Origin of the sequence: Pseudoalteromonas sp. MelDa3 (assembly GCF_002863625.1) — a bacterium.
GTDB lineage: Bacteria > Pseudomonadota > Gammaproteobacteria > Enterobacterales > Alteromonadaceae > Pseudoalteromonas > Pseudoalteromonas arctica.
Map to the genome: position 1 here is coordinate 12848 of NZ_PJBR01000066.1, position 15767 is coordinate 28614.

Consider the following 15767-nt stretch of genomic DNA (forward strand, 5'->3'; position numbering starts at 1 on the left):
TTTCTATACCTTCATGTATTTTTTGGCTTTACCGTCACTACTTCCAAGCGCTGCAAAAAGAGGTAAAAAGTGCTCCTGGGTAGGGTGATTAAATAAAGCATAGGGTGCTTCATTTAAATAGTTAAGTAACGCTTGGGTGTTTTGCGCTATTAATTTTTGCTCAACCCAATGAGTAAACTCATTAACCATTTGAACACGATTAGGTGTAGAAGGGCTTTTAAATATTTCACGTAGATTGTGACTAATACCGCCGGAGCCAATAATTAATACGTTATCGCTGCGCAGTGGTGCAAGTAACTGTCCATATTTATACATAGCCTGAGCGCCTAAACGCGTGTTAATAGACACCTGAACAATAGGAATATTAGCTGCTGGGTACATTAAGCGCAGCGGGATCCACACACCATGATCCCACCCTTGATCTGCACTTTTCACCGCTTTAATACCCGCTTTGTAAAAGTACTCACTAATAGTATTAGCTAGCTTAGGGTCTCCTGGTGCTGGGTATTGAATTTCATACAGGGGCTTGGGGAAGTTATAAAAGTCGTGAATAGTATGCGGCGCATCTCCTGATGTAATAACTATATCGTGCGCTTCATCAAAGTGGGCAGAAAACACCACAATAGCACGTGGTTTACTAAGCGTTTGAGCTAATGATGCAAGAAAATCTGACGTAGCCGATTGCTGAACAGCCATCATTGGCGAGCCGTGAGATATAAATAAAGCAGGCTGAGTCATACTAAAACCTTAAACAAATAGACGTGTTATAAACACTATATAAGTTTCTAATTTGACGATAAATATGATACTTATTTATACATTATCAACAAAGCATTGTTAAAAAATGGATAAGCTCACCACCATGAAGACCTTTTTAGCCGTTGTGCAAGAAGGATCGTTTTCAAAAGCGGCCGATAAACTCGATATTTCGCCGCAGTTAGTCAGCAAATATATTTCAGCGCTGGAAGATAATCTACGCACGCGTTTATTACACCGTACAACGCGAAAAGTAAGTGTTACAGAGGCTGGAAATCAATATTATCAGCGTTGTCAGCAGGTGGTTATTGATATTGAAGACATGGAAAACTCACTAAACAACTTAAGCGAAAATGTATCGGGTGTGCTTAGTATTAGTGCACCTATGTCATTTGGTACTAAGCATTTAGCAGGTTTGTTGGTTGGTTTTCAAAAGCAGTATCCAAATTTAAAGTTAGATTTACGGCTCACCGACCAATATGTAGATATAGTAGAGCAGGGTATTGATATTGCTCTGCGCATTGGCGTATTAAAAAATTCAACGTTGATAGCTAAAAAAATTGCACCTATAAACCTAGCGGTGTTTGCGTCACCCGATTATTTAAAACGCCATGGCACGCCACAAACACTGCTAGATTTACAATCACATAATTATTTACGCTATTCCCACAGCGAGCCCACAAAACGATTATTTGGAGTTAATGAGTTAAAAAGCGAGCTCAAGCTTGAAAGTAACTTTGTGGCTAACAATGGTGACTTACTACTAAATACAGCCATTGCTGGAGGTGGTATTGCTATGCAGCCCACATTTATTGCTGGCGAAGCGCTGGCTCAAGGCAAAGTAGTGCGCATTTTAAATGACTACGAACCCGACCCAATGGGACTGTATATGGTGTACGCTAACAGAGAGTTTTTACCCAGTAAAGTACGTGCATTTGTTGATTTTACAAGTGATTTTTATGGCGATACACCTTACTGGGATTTAGCGTAATAAAAAGTAAACCGCCTAACAGGCATTATATAAAAGCTAAATTTTTAAAAAATTCCGTAGTAAATTTCTTAGTACTTTAAACACCTCTTGATTACTGTGTTGCTGATGCTGTAATACATCAACATTAGCCAACCAACTCATTTCTTCAAACTCAAGAGGAAGTTTAACCAGCTCACCATTTTGTACTGCATCTACAGCTACATGGTTTGGTAATAAGCACCACCCGTTACCTTGTATTGCGAGCTCGAGTAATACAAAGTAATTATCGGCATACCAAATCTCTGGGCTAATTTTTAGCTGAAAGCTACTTGTTTGCGTATTGCGAGAACGAAGAAGAAGTTGTCGATGTAGCCGAAGGCCATCCATATTTTCACATCTGATCCCCGCTAAAGGGTGCGATTTAGCAACATATAAATCAAATTTTACCGATCCAATACATTCATAGTCTAAGTAGCTCGGTATATTTAATTCACTAAAAATAATACCCGTTATAGGCTTTTCGCTGTTTAGCATGTCAATTATGTCATGGCTGGATGCACTTAAAAACTCAAGCGATACGTAAGGATACTTACTTTGCAGCTTGCTAATAATACTCGCGATAGTTTTAAACGGGATCCCTTCGTCTAGTGCGATAGTGATTTCGGTTGGTGTTTTTTCGTTTAGTGCTAATGCAGAGTTTGTTAATCGCTGGTGTTGATTAAGTACGGCCTTAGCCTGGGGTAGTAACTGTTTACCGGCTTCGGTTAATTGTGGATAGCGCCCTGTGCGCTCAAATAATGTCGCATTACAGTCTATTTCTAAATTAATAATATGCTGGCTTATTACCGACTGCGCTTTACTTAAACCGCGCGCAGCAGCTGAAAACGATCCAGCTTCAACGGTAGCCACAAATGCTTGAAGCTGTTCAATACTAAACATATCGCTTTTCCCGATACTAAGTAACTAACACATATCTTTATAATGAATGAAAATACAGCCATCGTCATCAACTTAAGAAGTTATTTATATATAAACACAGCAGAACGTATTTTTCAGGCCCTAATATTTGAGATGATAGCATTATCTTTTGTTGTACCTGCATCATCTTATTTTGGTGGGTTTGCAACAGGAAAAATGGCAATAGTAGGTGTTGGTTTATCAATCTTCGCCATGCTTTGGAATTACATTTACAACATAGTGTTTGATAACATAGTTGGGCATAACCGAATCGAGCGAGGTTTAGTAACTCGCATTACGCATGCATGTGGCTTTGAGCTGGGTATGTTGGTAATAACGCTGCCAATACTTGCTTGGTATTTAAATATTACATGGCTAGCCGCTACAGCATTAGAAGCTGGCTTTTTAGTTTTTATACTCATATACACGTATATTTTTAATGTGTTGTACGATAAGTACCAACCTTACAAAAGATGGGTTAATAAATCGCAATGTGCTTGATATTTTTAAGTTTATAAAAGCAACGTTGTGGAGTATTGAGATCGTTTTGGCAAAAGCGCAATGGCAATAAATAACGGTAAATGTGGCTTTTAATTAAACCAATTAGCACTGCTCAATTGACTAAGTAGTGCTAATTTACTATTTGTACTATTTACCGGCTAACTGTAATGGGGGTTTACAGTAACTTTTTGCTTTATATATTTAGCCCTTTCAATATGTTCCACACGCTCTCACCACTAGGATGAAGCGCAGCATGATACCGATACGCGTAATATGTAATAGGCACGTAATAATGCTTTTGACTACCTAATAACTAAGTTTAAAAACTTCGTTTTTAAACACCAGCAAGCTGCGCTTATACAAATGCCCAACAATCAATGTACTTACTACTAAGCGTTGCTTGAAAATCAACCTCATTAGCTATAACGAGGTGTGCCAAGCAAATGGCACACCTATTTTGTTATGTGGGTATGGGGGCGTTTTCTGCAATAAGCTGTTTAGATTTCAATTCACTCCAAAATTCGCTTGGTATGGTAACTTTCATTGAGGCTACATTAGCTTTAATTTGCTCTGCCGTGCGTGCGCCAGGAATAATTGAGGATACCGTTGAAGGCGCCTCTGCGAATTGCAGTGCAGCTGTTTTAATATCAATCCCATGTTTAGATGCAATGTCGCTTATTGCATTAAACTTTTGCTGCATAGGCCCAGGAATTTTAGGTGAATAATTAAAGCGGTTACGACCGGCTAAAAAACCACCATTAAGCGGAGCACCAATGACTGCTGAAACACCTCGTTTATCAAGCATAGGAAAGGTTTTATCAAGTGCCTGCTTATGATCTAAAATTGAATATTGCAGCGCTAGTAAGCAAATATCAGGGTCTGACATATCAAGCGCTTTATAAATAGCATGAGGTGTATTTACTCCAAAACCCCAGCCTTTAATTATTCCTTCATCACGCATTTTAGTTAACTCAGGAATAGCCCCTTTTGCAGCCTGATCAAAATACTTAAGCCAATCATCTCCCATATCACTATTTTGCGGTGATAAATCGTGAATATAAACAATATCAAGTGAGGCGACACCAATACGATGTAACGTGTCTTCTATTGAACGACGCGTACCTGATGCAGAGTAATCATATTTATAATGAAAAGGTGAGTGATCAGCCCAATGCCAACTATTTTCTAGAGGCTCTGCTGAAGGGGTAAGAAGGCGACCTACTTTTGAGGATAAAACATAATCTTCACGCTTTTTGTTTCGAAGTAAATCACCGAAGCGCCTTTCACTTAAGCTTAAGCCGTAAAAAGGTGACGTATCAAAATGACGAATACCAGAATCCCATGCTGCATTTAGCATTGTTAAAATTTCTGCATCGCTTGATATAGTATTAAAGCCATTCCCAGCGGCAAGACCGCCTAAGCCCATTCTTGATTCAGGCCGGTAATGCCTAGCGTTAGTAACATCGTTTGTGGGCAGAGCAGCGCTTTTATCTATTGATCCTTTAGTTTGCATAACACTGCCGTTAGACATTTTTACTTTTAATTGTTCAGCCAAAGCTGAAGCACTAAAAATAGAGCCTAAACTTAAAGCAGCGCCTGCTTTAATAAAATTTCTGCGAGATACCATGTAACTATTCTCCTTGAGTAAGGTTAAATATCTACGCTATAAACTAGTATAAATACCAACCAAACTCAAGCGAGAGGAAAGCAATAAATGTCAATACTTTCAATAAGATGGTTAAATTAACAAACGCTGAACGCGCACTTTAATTAACATTTTAGAATGATTATTTTCTTTACTCGTACAGTACTTTAATATGCACAAAATAGTGCACTTTAATAGCTTGATAAAAAAGCAAACTTCCAAATTGGTGCACGCCTTAATACTCATTTACACAACATAAAAATGGTTACATTTATTCAAGTGTAAAAATTAGTAAACAAAACCGGAATACATAAAAAGAGTGAATACCAAAGCTTAGTTAATCTCACTAGCAAAGCGATTGCGGTAACGCTTAGTTAATTTAACCGAACGTAGCTGGTCGCTAATTAAAGTAAATATTGGTGAAGCGTTTGTTTTTACAGGTTTACCTTGGCCTAAACGGCGTATTTGCCTTTTTACCAGTGCCATAGTGGCAAGCCCTGCGAGGGTTTTATCTTGCCAAGTAACATTGGGTAATACGGCTAGTTGCAGTGGCTCATTTTGCCATTTGTTTGGTAAATTTGGTTGGTATGCAAGCGCAGTGGCAATACCCACGAGGGCCACTCCACTTTCAATCACGTTGTTGGCAATAGATAAGCGACTAATGCCGCCGGTGGTCATTATTGGGATTGATGAGCGGTGGCTAATCGCTTTTGCAAACTCTAAAAAGTATGCTTCGCGGGCAAGTGTGCGTTCGTCAACTGTTTTACCTTGCATTGCAGGTGCTTCGTAGCTACCACCCGATAACTCCACAAAATCAACATTGAGTTCATTCAATAAATCCACTACAACTTGCGCGTCACTGGGTTCAAAGCCACCACGTTGAAAATCAGCAGAGTTTAACTTTACCGAAACCGAAAGGGTGGGGGAACAAACCGCTTTAATACTGCGGGTTATTTCGAGAAGTAAACGGGCTCTATTTTGTAAACTTCCCCCCCATTTATCGTTGCGCTTATTGGTAAGTGGCGATAAAAACTGGGCAAGTAAATAGCCATGCGCTGCATGTATTTGTACGCCATTAAAACCGGCTTTTTCGGCTTGTAGTGCAGTTTGTGTAAAGCGGGTAATAACATCGTCAATGTCGGTTTGCGTCATTGCCTTTGGTACGCCAAATAAGTGCGAGTGCTTACCCATATTAAGTGCAACACTTGACGCTGATAGAGCCTTTCCACCCATTTTTTTAAATACTTGCCTACCAGGGTGATTGATTTGCATCACCACTTTGCAATTATTTTGCTTTGATAAACGAGCAAGCTCTGCAAAGGCAGTAATATCGGTACTTTGCTCAAGCACAAGGCCACCAGGGCCTGTCATCGCTAAATGATCAACCATTACATTGCCAGTAATAATTAGCCCTGTACCGCCTTTAGCCCATGCGCTATAAACGTTTTTAAGTGCTTGGGAGGGCGTTTGGTCCTCTTGTGCTAGGTTTTCTTCCATAGCGGCTTTGGCAATACGATTTTTTAATACTAAACCACTTGGCAAGGTAAAGGAGGTAAACACAGGGTTGCGCATAATTATTGGCTAATTAAATTGACATCAAAACAACTATAACCTTAAAGTTAGCTTGAAGGTCAACCTACTAAGTTTATGTAAAGTGGAGTTATTATTAGTTATGAAAATAGGCGAACTTGCAAAACTTACCAACATACCTGCCAGCACTATTCGTTTTTACGAAAGCAAAGGGTTATTAACACCAACCACTCGCAGTGCTAATGGTTATAGGCTGTACACCCAACAAAACTTAGAAAAACTGCAATTAATTAAATTTTCACAAAGCTTGGGTTTTTCACTCAACGAAATACCTTTATTACGTAACGAAAACGGCGAGCTAAACCACACAATAATAATCGAGCGTTTAGAAAAAAAACAAAAAGAAGCTGACATTTTGATTGAGCAAATGCAGAAAAAGTCACAGCGTATTGGCAGTTTAACTGCGTTACTAAACTCTTATTGGGATAAAGGCGAATGCCTGCCAGAAAGTAAATTAAATGAATTACTAGAAGTGATGGATTACAAATAAACTAATACAGCTTATTCAGGGCCTGTTTATCTTTTGAGGTTAAATTTGCAGCGACTGGTTGGTATTTAGGCAAGGCAGAGTCTATGTAGTGTGGTTATTCCCCATAAACAGACGATAACGTAGTATAAATGCCAAACATGCGCTGCCCGAAGGGTTCTGCCTAGGGGCAATTTACTCTTTGTTGCCTACATGGATGTAGGTAGGGGCGAGAGCAGGACGCGGAAGCTTTGCTCGGTTTTTACTTATTCTTACATGGATGTAAGCCATTAGAATAACGCAGTAGCAGTTATCGAGCCCACTAAATTACAAACCTCGCGCCGCGATTAAATAGCCCCTAGATTGAACAAATTTTATCCTGAAAGGTCAACAAGCCCCAGTAAGCTGTATTTTATTTATGTTACTTAAGCTTTTTAATGCCAATTAACACACAGATGGCACCGCCAATAATACCCGCCCATGCTTCTATTGGTGTATCACCACTAAATGCACGGCTTAACTGCGAAGCCGCCGCATCATAAACGTCATATCCCCACATAATTAAAGCGATACCTATAACGATAAAAACAATACCTATAATCTTATTATTCATAAACACCTCTGGTTTCTAACGTACATTATTTAACATACTTAATTGAAAACACTCAATAAGTCTAATCAAGCTCTAGCTGCGCACGTTCAACGCTCTCACTAGGTAACTCTTTTTGTACCGATACACCAAGCTCTTTAAACTCTGATGCTTGTTTAATTAAATTACCTTTACCGCGGTATAATTGCGAGAACGCTTTGTCGTAACTTTCTTTCGCTTTATCAAGCTGCTTACCAACGCCTTCCATACTTAATAAAAAACCATTGAGCTTGTTATAAAAACGCTCAGCCCGATTTGCCAGCTCTTTTGAGTATTTGGTTTGCTCTTCAAAACGCCAAAGCTGTTTAACAATATTTAAACTAGTAAGCAGGGTAGTAGGTGTAGCTACCAGTATATTTTTTTCGATTGCTTGTTGGTAAATATCACTTTGATATTTAAGTGCTTCTACAAAAGCTGATTCTATTGGTACAAACATAACCACAACTTCAGGCGAATTAAGCCCTGGTAAACGGTCGTACGATTTACTCGCAAGCTCATTAATACGTGCTGTAACGGCGCTTACATGCTCTTTAATTGCTTGATTAGCATCTAGCTCATTTTCAGCGTTCACATAGCGTGTATAAGCATTTAATGATGTTTTAGCATCAATGACTAAGTGGCGACCTTGTGGTAAGTAAACAACTACATCAGGGCGTAAGCGGCCATCTTCAGTGTTAAACGACACTTCGCGCTTATAATCAACGCCAGCACGTAAGCCAGCGCTATCTAAGACGTTTTCGAGCATGAGTTCGCCCCAATTACCTTGGGTTTTCTTTTGCCCTTGTAGCGCGTTGCTGAGCTTGTCGGCTTGATCTGTTATAGCTTGGCTTTTAGCTTGCAAATGCAGTAGCTCGGTTTTAAGCGCGGTTCGTTGTTTTATGTCTTCAACATGTATTGATTCCATTTTTTCTCTAAAGCCTTTTAGCTCGCCTTGAACCGGTTTTAATAATTGTTCAATGCTTTCTTGATTTAAGGTTTTAAAGCTTTGTGATTTTTCTTCTAGAATCTTATTGGCTAGGTTTTCAAATTCTTTTTTGAGCATATTTTTACTTTGCTCAATTTGCGCGAGTTGCTCGGTAAAGCTTTGTTGTTTTTGCTCGAGGGTGGTGCGCATATTATTATATTCAACATCGCGTTGATTATATTGCTCACGAAGCGCTGCAAGCTCTCCTTCGGCTTTACGCCAAAAGTGATTGTATTGAATGCTTTGTTTTTCTTGTTCGCTAAAACGCGTTTTAAAATGCTGGGCTTCATCGCGCTGTTCTTGGTGAGTATGTTCTAGCAGTTCGTGATCTTCTTGCAAGGCACTATATTGCAGCTCTTTATTATCAAATTGATTTTGTAATAGGGAAAGCTGTTGCTGCTGTTCGCTTATTTGTAGATGTAGCTTTTTGCGAAGCTGTGTTGATACAACGCCGTAAAATACAACGCCTAACGCAACACCAGCACCGGCGCTTAGCCAATCAATATTAGTGAGTACTTGAGTGAGCATAAAATAAACTTATAAAATTTAGAGACATGCCATCATAACCAATAACACGCAATAGAAGTAGGGGAGCAAAGAAATTACAGACATAAAAAAACCAGCTCAAAATAAGCTGGTCAAATATTACTAAATTAAGTAATCAAAGGGAAAATCAACATGTGCCCGAGTAAGCTGCAACTTAAATACATAATCACCAAAATAACTAATATTACTGGGTGAGGCTATATAACAACAGGCATTAGAGTAGACCGGAAAACAAAATAATTAATTCAAATTAATTTACGAAAGATCATTTATTTTTATTCGGGTTGATTTAAACAAATCAAATTATGCGCATAAAAAAAGCCAGTTCAAAATGAACTGGCTTAATCATTACTAAAATTAGTAATCAAATAGGGGGAAATCAACATAAAACCTGTATTAACTGCAATTAATCAACAAGCATAATAGTAGACGCCGCTCTTTGAATTAAGTTCATAAAAAGATCAAAACTTTTAAAATAAAAAAATTGAATGCTAAATTTTGGACATAAAAAAAGCCAACTCAAAATGGGCTGGCTCAATCATTACTAAAATTAGTAACTAAATCGGGGGAATCAACATGAAAACTTGTATTAACTGCAATTAATCAACAAGCATAATAGTAGACGTCCGTTTTTTAATTAAGTTCATAAAAAAGCAAAAACTTTTAAAATAAGTGCCGAACGCTAAATTTTAGGCATAAAAAAAGCCAACTCAAAATGGGCTGGCTTAATCATTACTAAAATTAGTAACTAAATGGGGAATCAACATGATGCTTGTGCTAACTGCAATTAACCAACAAGCATAATAGTAGACGTCCGCTTTTTAATTAAGTTCATAAAAAGATCAAAACTTTTTAAATCAATTTAGTTTTTAATTAGCGATAACATTTGTTGTTCATCAAACTTTGTAAAGCTCATTGATTTATCAGTAAATAACGCATCTACAAGGGCTTGTTTGTCTTGTTGCATTTTAAATACTTTTTGCTCTATTGAATTACTCATTATGAGCTTATACACAAATACAGGGTTAGTTTGGCCAATACGGTAAGCTCTATCAGTCGCTTGTTTTTCTACAGCAGGGTTCCACCATGGATCAAAGTGAATAACTGTATCGGCTTGTGTAAGGTTAAGGCCTGTACCGCCAGCTTTTAAGCTAATTAAAAACACTGATGTTTTACCACTGGTAAACTCGTCGATTACTTTATCTCGGTGGCGCGTTTGGCCTGTAAGCATACTAAAGTTAATGTTTATTTCTTCGAGGCGTTGGGCTATTAAATCAAGTGCCGATGTGAACTGACTAAATATAATAATTTTACGACCGAGACTTAACATAAGCGGTAAGTGTGTTGTTAACCATTCAAGCTTAGCGGAGCCTGCTTGAGTGTCTGGATCTATTAATTTAGGGTGGCAACAAATTTGCCTTAACTTTAAAAGTGCCTCTAAAAATGCAAGTTTACTTTTTTGTGCGCCTTGTTCGGCAAATAAGTCTATTAGCTTCTCTTCTAATGAACGTGTAATACCTTGATACATTTCTTTTTGCTTAGGCTCAAACTCAAACTCTTTAGTTAGCTCTGTTTTTTCAGGCAGCTCTTGCGCTACTTGTGCTTTAGTGCGGCGCATTATAAAAGGCATAATTAACGCTTTTAACTGCTCAGCTCTCTCCATATCAGCTTCACGCTCAATAGGCGTTTGAAAGTGCTGCTTAAAGTGGGCTTGAGACCCAAGTAACGATGGCATAGCAAAATCGAGTAACGATTTAAGCTCAAGTAAATTATTCTCGATTGGAGTACCACTTAAACAAAGTTTAAAGTCGGCATTTAAGCGTTTAACTAATCGCGAAACCTGTGCGGTATCGTTTTTAATGTATTGTGCTTCGTCGAGGATTATATTTTCAAAATATAATGGCGAATAATATGCAATATCACGCTTTAAAAGTGGATATGTAGTAAGTATACACTGCGCTTGCGCTAAGTGCTGTAAAGGATCGTTACGATTTGAACCAAAAATAGTGGTGACTTTTAAGCTTTTAGCAAACTTAATAATTTCGTTTTTCCAGTTACTCACCAAACTAGTTGGACACACTATAAGTGTAGGGCCTGCTTGCGGGCGGTTAAATGTACTGGCTAAAAATGCAATAACTTGCAAGGTTTTACCCAGGCCCATGTCATCAGCTAAAATACCACCTAATTGGTGACGTTTTAAAAAGCTAAGCCAGTCAACACCTTGCTGTTGGTACTCACGAAGTGTTACTGAGTCATTTAAGCCATGTAATGAAACCTTAGTAATTGCTTTATCGGGACTATTTAGCTCTTGTAAGTATAGCTCTAATGAGTCGTCGTGAAGCTCTACGTTTATAGCAGTGTGCTTTACTAATTCAGGTAAATACGAAAGCGGAATATTAAATTCGTCTCGTGTTTTTACAAATTCAAAACGCTCTTTAAATTCATTTAATAAGTTAATTGCTGACTTATTAATAACCCCAAACTCACGACCAAGCGGATAGTAGTAAAAAAGTTCACTTTGGCGATTTAATGACTGATATAGCGGGTCAGTATTAGTAAACAACAGCGATGCCTTAGCATCACATAGCAATACTTTGCAGTGCATTTGATGCCCTGCTGCGCGGTGTACATGTAAACTAACTTCACACTGCGGATTAGGACTCGTTACTTTACTTACACTTACTTGCCAACCGCGTTGCTTAAAGCCAGGGAATACTTCGTATATTAGCCAATGCAAATGGATTGAAGACTGCTTTGTAAATACCAGTTCACTTTGTAAACCCCCTTTACAAAATTCAAATCCTAAGTTAATTAGTTCGTTAGTTACAGTATTTTCAAATGCACTATTAATCGTACTTGCAGGTGCAGCACCTGCTAAATAGTTTTTATTTTTATACTTAAATAACAACGAAAGAGATAAACCTTGATCGCCCATAGTTACTTTTAAAACAGCATTACTAGAGATTTTAGGCAATGTTGGCTGTAAATTAGTAGGGTGGGGTATTACACCTGCACCAAAGTTATCGGCAAGCTGCTTGTATATTCTATCAAAGTTAGCGTCATGCAAAGCAGGCATAGTTTGTAAATGTGCTATTTCGTCTGCACTCAATGGGGTGCGAAGACGGCCCGCTTTTAAATGATCTAAATCGAGGTAAGTAGGTGGTGTTGTTTTTAATAAAGCCCAGTTTTGTGTTTGCTCAAGCTTAATAACTAATTGTGAGAGATCTTTATCTTGCTCCCAACTAAAACTTAATGCTTGGCCAGATTGCGCTTTAATTGGCACTCGAGAACGCTGGAAAAACAGGCGTTCTGTAGCTATCAACTGTTGTAAGGCACTAAAACCCCACTGGCCTTTTAGCTCAATACTTCCCACTGCATTTTGTGAGCGTATCCAACTAAATAATCTAAAATCACTTTCGAGTAAGTCACTCGGCGTTACAAAACTATTTAACTGCTGCTCGGTCAGGTTTCGACCTAACGTGTAATTCTTTTTAGTCTCAACATTCGCTATTTTAGGTGTTAAGAATACTTTGTTATTTTCAATATCTAATACAAATAATAATACTTGCGATGGCGTGTTTTGATCACCACTTTTAAGTGCGCTTAATTCGCTAAACCAGTCATTAATAAAGTAATCTTCGCCATACTCACCAGAGTGCTCTATTTTGAGCTTAAATAAAATAGCAGCTAAATGTCGGCATTTAGTTTTTGCATTACACGTACAATGCGTATCAACAGAATAGCCAGTTGGTACTTTACTGATCTCAATACGTTGGTTAAACGATGATCCATTATCCACTTGTACAGTAGAGTCGACTACAGAAAAATTAGGGGTGTGTTCTAACCAAGTGATTTGACCTTTCTTGTAATATTCTTTGCCTTTATCTAAAACATTTTCACGGAAAAGTTTTTTAATAAAGCGTTCAGACAGAGGAAACTGGGTAGCCTGCTCATTTTTAATTTCTTCAAAAATAGCCATTAAATCATTTTTTGATAAGTTAGCAGACATGTCACTCTAAGCATTAAATTTTAAAAATAATCCTGCCAGTATATGCCTTATGTGCTCTGAGCTAAAGCACTATTAACAAGATATAAACTGGTTGGAGCTGATAACTTAGTAAAAAATCGGTTTGTAAGTAAAAATAAGCATCCAATTTTACAAAATAATATTTAAAACAACTGCAATGGTAGAAGTTACATATAGTTAGAAACATAAAAGTAGGCATTACAGATCACGATTTTACTAACAATAATAATAAATGAAGGAATGTAGCTAAAAAGAGGATATTAGTTAGTAAAAAGTGATCTTGAAGAAGGAATATGATTATTTAAAGAGGAAATAGGCTAGTAAAGATCAGATTTTTACTAACAAAACAATCTGCCAGATCACTATTTAACTAAGTAAATATGCCTGACAGATCATTATTTAACTAACTAATTAAAGGCACTTAATAACTTAGTTAATTGCTCTAAGCGCTTGTCTGTCATTACTTTATTATCAATTTTGATAGAGACATCACCGCTTTTTAAATTGCGTTGTACCGATATGAAGTTATTTTCTAGTACAGCTTCGCGCTTAACAGCTACTTGTGGCTCTGAAGTTAGGCATCTAGTGATCGCCATTGCACGCTTGTCGTCGCTTGTAAACGCATTTAACTCTTCATCACTAGCAAGGGCACTAACAAGTTGATTAAACGCCTCTTCGTCTCGCTCCTTTGCGCTAACAAGCTTTTTAGCGACTTCGCGACCTACGTGATTAGCAGTAGGGTAAAGCGCAATGACATCAGCAGGAATTTGCTCATAAGCTTTAATTGCATCTGCAATTGCAGTATGCGATACACCTTCTACCGCGGCAATCTCTCTGTAAGATCCTTTTTTACCTTGCTCAATAAGCTCATTTTTAGTTTGTTGGTATGCTTGGCCAAGCTCCCATAAACTAGGAGCAATGTATTGATCTGAAGATACCGCTAAAATTTTTGCATCTTGATCAGTAAAATCGCTTGAACTAAGTACTAAATAATCTGCGTTACCTAAAATACAGGCCATACGACGACGTGAACCTGCCAGAACTAAACTTTTGTCACCTTGATCCCAAAGTAGGGCAGGATGTTGATTTCGACCATCCTCACGAATTGCAGGAAGAATGTCTGATACTGACTTTTCGTTTAGAAGTGCCTGTACACGACGATTTTTGCCATATACACCAGTGGAAGATTCAATATCAGCATGTGCGATCACTTTACAAACAAGCGTAATTTGACGAGCAGGGTCACTCGGTGCAGGCATTCTAATTACATCGCCAGCATTCGCTTGTTCTAGTAATGCATCAAGACTACTGCTGCCTACAGCAGTTGCAAATGGATCTAAGCGGGTGTCATTTTTACGTTTTTTAGCCATTTTTATTTAACATCCTTACTTAGGGGTATTGAGTGTTGATTGAGTTGACTGCCAATTTGAACGAATAAGCATTTCTAGCTCATCGACCACATCTTTAATATTTTCTTGAGCGCGCATTAATGACTCACGACTTGCTAAGCTGTCTGATGCTTTTTGATCAAAAATAGTGTTGAAAGACGATGAACTAGCGGTAATCGCGGAGCTGTGATTGATTGGGTAGCTCATTACTTGGCGACCAAATGCACTACGAACATCTTTGACGATATCGCGCTGTGAGTGATTACCTTTCACATAGTTGGTCACTAAAAATTGCATAAAGTCCCAGCCCTCATGGTCAAGTGCTGCAACTGTATGGTAAATCTCACCTAGTCGTTTTAAATATTTGTTATTAGCATCAAAATCTACAGCTTCCGGATGAACAGGAATAAGCATCGCCGTAGAGGCCATTAATGCATTATAAAACATAAAATTAAGGGTAGGTGCTGTGTCAATTAAGATAATATCAAACTCGTCTTTAACGGGATCAATTACTTTCTCAAGTAACTTGTGGTAATGGCGAGTTTGCTCATAATTTGAGGTATCTTTGAGCAATGTTGCCGTTTCGTGCTCAAAGTAAAAGTCATCCATACCCGATGGTAATACACGAATATTTGGGATATGCGTTGGTAAAAATGAGTTAGACACAAATTCAGGCCATGTTTCACCCTCGTCTAAATCTATGCAATCACGCATTAAATCACCAACAGTAATCGGGTCGTGCTCACTTGAAGGAAAAAAGCTTGAAGAAGAGCCTTGTGGGTCTAAATCTATAATACCAATGCGATAACGTTTAATATTTGTAGTTGCAAGCGCTGCCGCTATATTAACCATACTAGTAGTTTTACCGCAGCCGCCTTTGAGAGAATTAATTACAATAACTTGCAGTTTGTCATCACCAGTACGATGATCTGGTTTAATGTCCATAATATCGGCCATAGCAAAAATATTTACTAATGTGTAAGCATAGTGACCGTTAGCACCGCGTTTTATGTTTAAATCATCGAAGTCGCCATTATCATGACGTCTTTTTAAAGTACGATTATTACAACCTAATAAATCAGCAGCTGCTTTTTGTGTATACGTTCTTAATTCTTTTTCTTCTGATTTAAGATGGGCACGGTAGTGCTGAATACGTCCTTCTAATGATTTTTCAGCAACTTCAGCTGTGGCTTTCAAAAGCCGATAGGTACTTAATGCGTTATTGTTGATAGACATACTTTCTTCCTCAAAGTTAGGCAGTTAGTATAATGTCCATTCAAATAGCTGTAAACAACTATTTAAGACGAC

The 15767-nt window shown here is 38.0% G+C and carries 12 protein-coding genes; 3 read left to right on the plus strand and 9 right to left on the minus strand.

Annotation, left to right across the window (positions count from 1 at the left end):
* Nucleotides 1-3: 3 nt before the first annotated feature.
* Nucleotides 4-738 (minus strand): DODA-type extradiol aromatic ring-opening family dioxygenase, encoded by a 735-nt coding sequence (locus CXF89_RS12785; RefSeq protein ID WP_257983218.1) that lies wholly within the window; start codon nt 736-738, stop codon nt 4-6.
* Nucleotides 739-844: 106 nt separating this feature from the next.
* Here CXF89_RS12785 and CXF89_RS12790 point away from each other — a divergent pair, with 106 nt between their 5' ends.
* Nucleotides 845-1747 carry a LysR family transcriptional regulator gene (locus CXF89_RS12790; RefSeq protein WP_121954818.1) on the plus strand — a complete coding sequence of 301 codons (903 nt, stop codon included), beginning with the start codon at nt 845-847 and terminating at the stop codon, nt 1745-1747.
* 36 nt (nt 1748-1783) lie between these two features.
* Here the strand turns inward: CXF89_RS12790 and CXF89_RS12795 are convergent, their stop codons facing one another.
* Complete coding sequence (locus CXF89_RS12795) at nt 1784-2665, minus strand: LysR family transcriptional regulator (RefSeq protein WP_121954819.1); 882 nt, start codon at nt 2663-2665, stop codon at nt 1784-1786.
* Nucleotides 2666-2707: 42 nt separating this feature from the next.
* Between CXF89_RS12795 and CXF89_RS12800 the strand changes: the two genes are divergently transcribed.
* Nucleotides 2708-3184 (plus strand): PACE efflux transporter, encoded by a 477-nt coding sequence (locus CXF89_RS12800; protein ID WP_374703125.1) that lies wholly within the window; start codon nt 2708-2710, stop codon nt 3182-3184.
* Between the two features lie 460 nt (nt 3185-3644).
* On the opposite strand, the gene CXF89_RS12810 is transcribed toward CXF89_RS12800, so the two are convergent.
* Together CXF89_RS12810 and CXF89_RS12815 are read right to left on the minus strand one after the other, a co-directional pair.
* Complete coding sequence (locus CXF89_RS12810) at nt 3645-4811, minus strand: aldo/keto reductase (RefSeq protein WP_121954820.1); 1167 nt, start codon at nt 4809-4811, stop codon at nt 3645-3647.
* 351 nt (nt 4812-5162) lie between these two features.
* Nucleotides 5163-6401: an NADH:flavin oxidoreductase/NADH oxidase family protein gene (locus CXF89_RS12815; RefSeq protein ID WP_121954821.1), complete on the minus strand. Its 1239-nt coding sequence runs from the start codon at nt 6399-6401 to the stop codon at nt 5163-5165.
* A gap of 100 nt (nt 6402-6501) precedes the next feature.
* Here CXF89_RS12815 and CXF89_RS12820 point away from each other — a divergent pair, with 100 nt between their 5' ends.
* Nucleotides 6502-6909: a MerR family transcriptional regulator gene (locus tag CXF89_RS12820; protein ID WP_101163560.1), complete on the plus strand. Its 408-nt coding sequence runs from the start codon at nt 6502-6504 to the stop codon at nt 6907-6909.
* Between the two features lie 397 nt (nt 6910-7306).
* Here the strand turns inward: CXF89_RS12820 and CXF89_RS12825 are convergent, their stop codons facing one another.
* The 5 genes from CXF89_RS12825 to CXF89_RS12845 form a co-directional block, all read right to left on the minus strand.
* On the minus strand, nt 7307-7498 hold the full coding sequence (locus CXF89_RS12825) for a DUF3185 family protein (protein WP_121954822.1): 192 nt from the start codon (nt 7496-7498) through the stop codon (nt 7307-7309).
* A 61-nt stretch (nt 7499-7559) separates the two neighbouring features.
* On the minus strand, nt 7560-9026 hold the full coding sequence (gene rmuC / locus CXF89_RS12830; protein WP_121954823.1) for a DNA recombination protein RmuC: 1467 nt from the start codon (nt 9024-9026) through the stop codon (nt 7560-7562).
* Nucleotides 9027-9906: 880 nt separating this feature from the next.
* Nucleotides 9907-13053: a DEAD/DEAH box helicase gene (locus CXF89_RS12835; protein WP_010552907.1), complete on the minus strand. Its 3147-nt coding sequence runs from the start codon at nt 13051-13053 to the stop codon at nt 9907-9909.
* 425 nt (nt 13054-13478) lie between these two features.
* Nucleotides 13479-14441: a transcriptional regulator gene (locus CXF89_RS12840; protein ID WP_121954824.1), complete on the minus strand. Its 963-nt coding sequence runs from the start codon at nt 14439-14441 to the stop codon at nt 13479-13481.
* Nucleotides 14442-14456: 15 nt separating this feature from the next.
* Nucleotides 14457-15695, minus strand: a complete 1239-nt coding sequence (locus CXF89_RS12845) for an AAA family ATPase (RefSeq protein ID WP_121954825.1) — start codon at nt 15693-15695, stop codon at nt 14457-14459.
* Nucleotides 15696-15767: the final 72 nt, after the last annotated feature.

Excerpts from the sequence above, each read along its gene's own strand:
- CXF89_RS12845 (WP_121954825.1), bottom strand. The coding sequence starts at position 15,695 with ATGTCTATCAACAATAACGCATTAAGTACCTATCGGCTTTTGAAAGCC.
- CXF89_RS12840 (WP_121954824.1), bottom strand. The coding sequence starts at position 14,441 with ATGGCTAAAAAACGTAAAAATGACACCCGCTTAGATCCATTTGCAACT.
- CXF89_RS12785 (WP_257983218.1), bottom strand. The coding sequence starts at position 738 with ATGACTCAGCCTGCTTTATTTATATCTCACGGCTCGCCAATGATGGCT.
- CXF89_RS12835 (WP_010552907.1), bottom strand. The coding sequence starts at position 13,053 with ATGTCTGCTAACTTATCAAAAAATGATTTAATGGCTATTTTTGAAGAA.
- CXF89_RS12815 (WP_121954821.1), bottom strand. The coding sequence starts at position 6,401 with ATGCGCAACCCTGTGTTTACCTCCTTTACCTTGCCAAGTGGTTTAGTA.
- CXF89_RS12795 (WP_121954819.1), bottom strand. The coding sequence starts at position 2,665 with ATGTTTAGTATTGAACAGCTTCAAGCATTTGTGGCTACCGTTGAAGCT.
- CXF89_RS12810 (WP_121954820.1), bottom strand. The coding sequence starts at position 4,811 with ATGGTATCTCGCAGAAATTTTATTAAAGCAGGCGCTGCTTTAAGTTTA.
- CXF89_RS12820 (WP_101163560.1), top strand. The coding sequence starts at position 6,502 with ATGAAAATAGGCGAACTTGCAAAACTTACCAACATACCTGCCAGCACT.
- rmuC (WP_121954823.1), bottom strand. The coding sequence starts at position 9,026 with ATGCTCACTCAAGTACTCACTAATATTGATTGGCTAAGCGCCGGTGCT.
- CXF89_RS12800 (WP_374703125.1), top strand. The coding sequence starts at position 2,708 with ATGAATGAAAATACAGCCATCGTCATCAACTTAAGAAGTTATTTATAT.
- CXF89_RS12825 (WP_121954822.1), bottom strand. The coding sequence starts at position 7,498 with ATGAATAATAAGATTATAGGTATTGTTTTTATCGTTATAGGTATCGCT.
- CXF89_RS12790 (WP_121954818.1), top strand. The coding sequence starts at position 845 with ATGGATAAGCTCACCACCATGAAGACCTTTTTAGCCGTTGTGCAAGAA.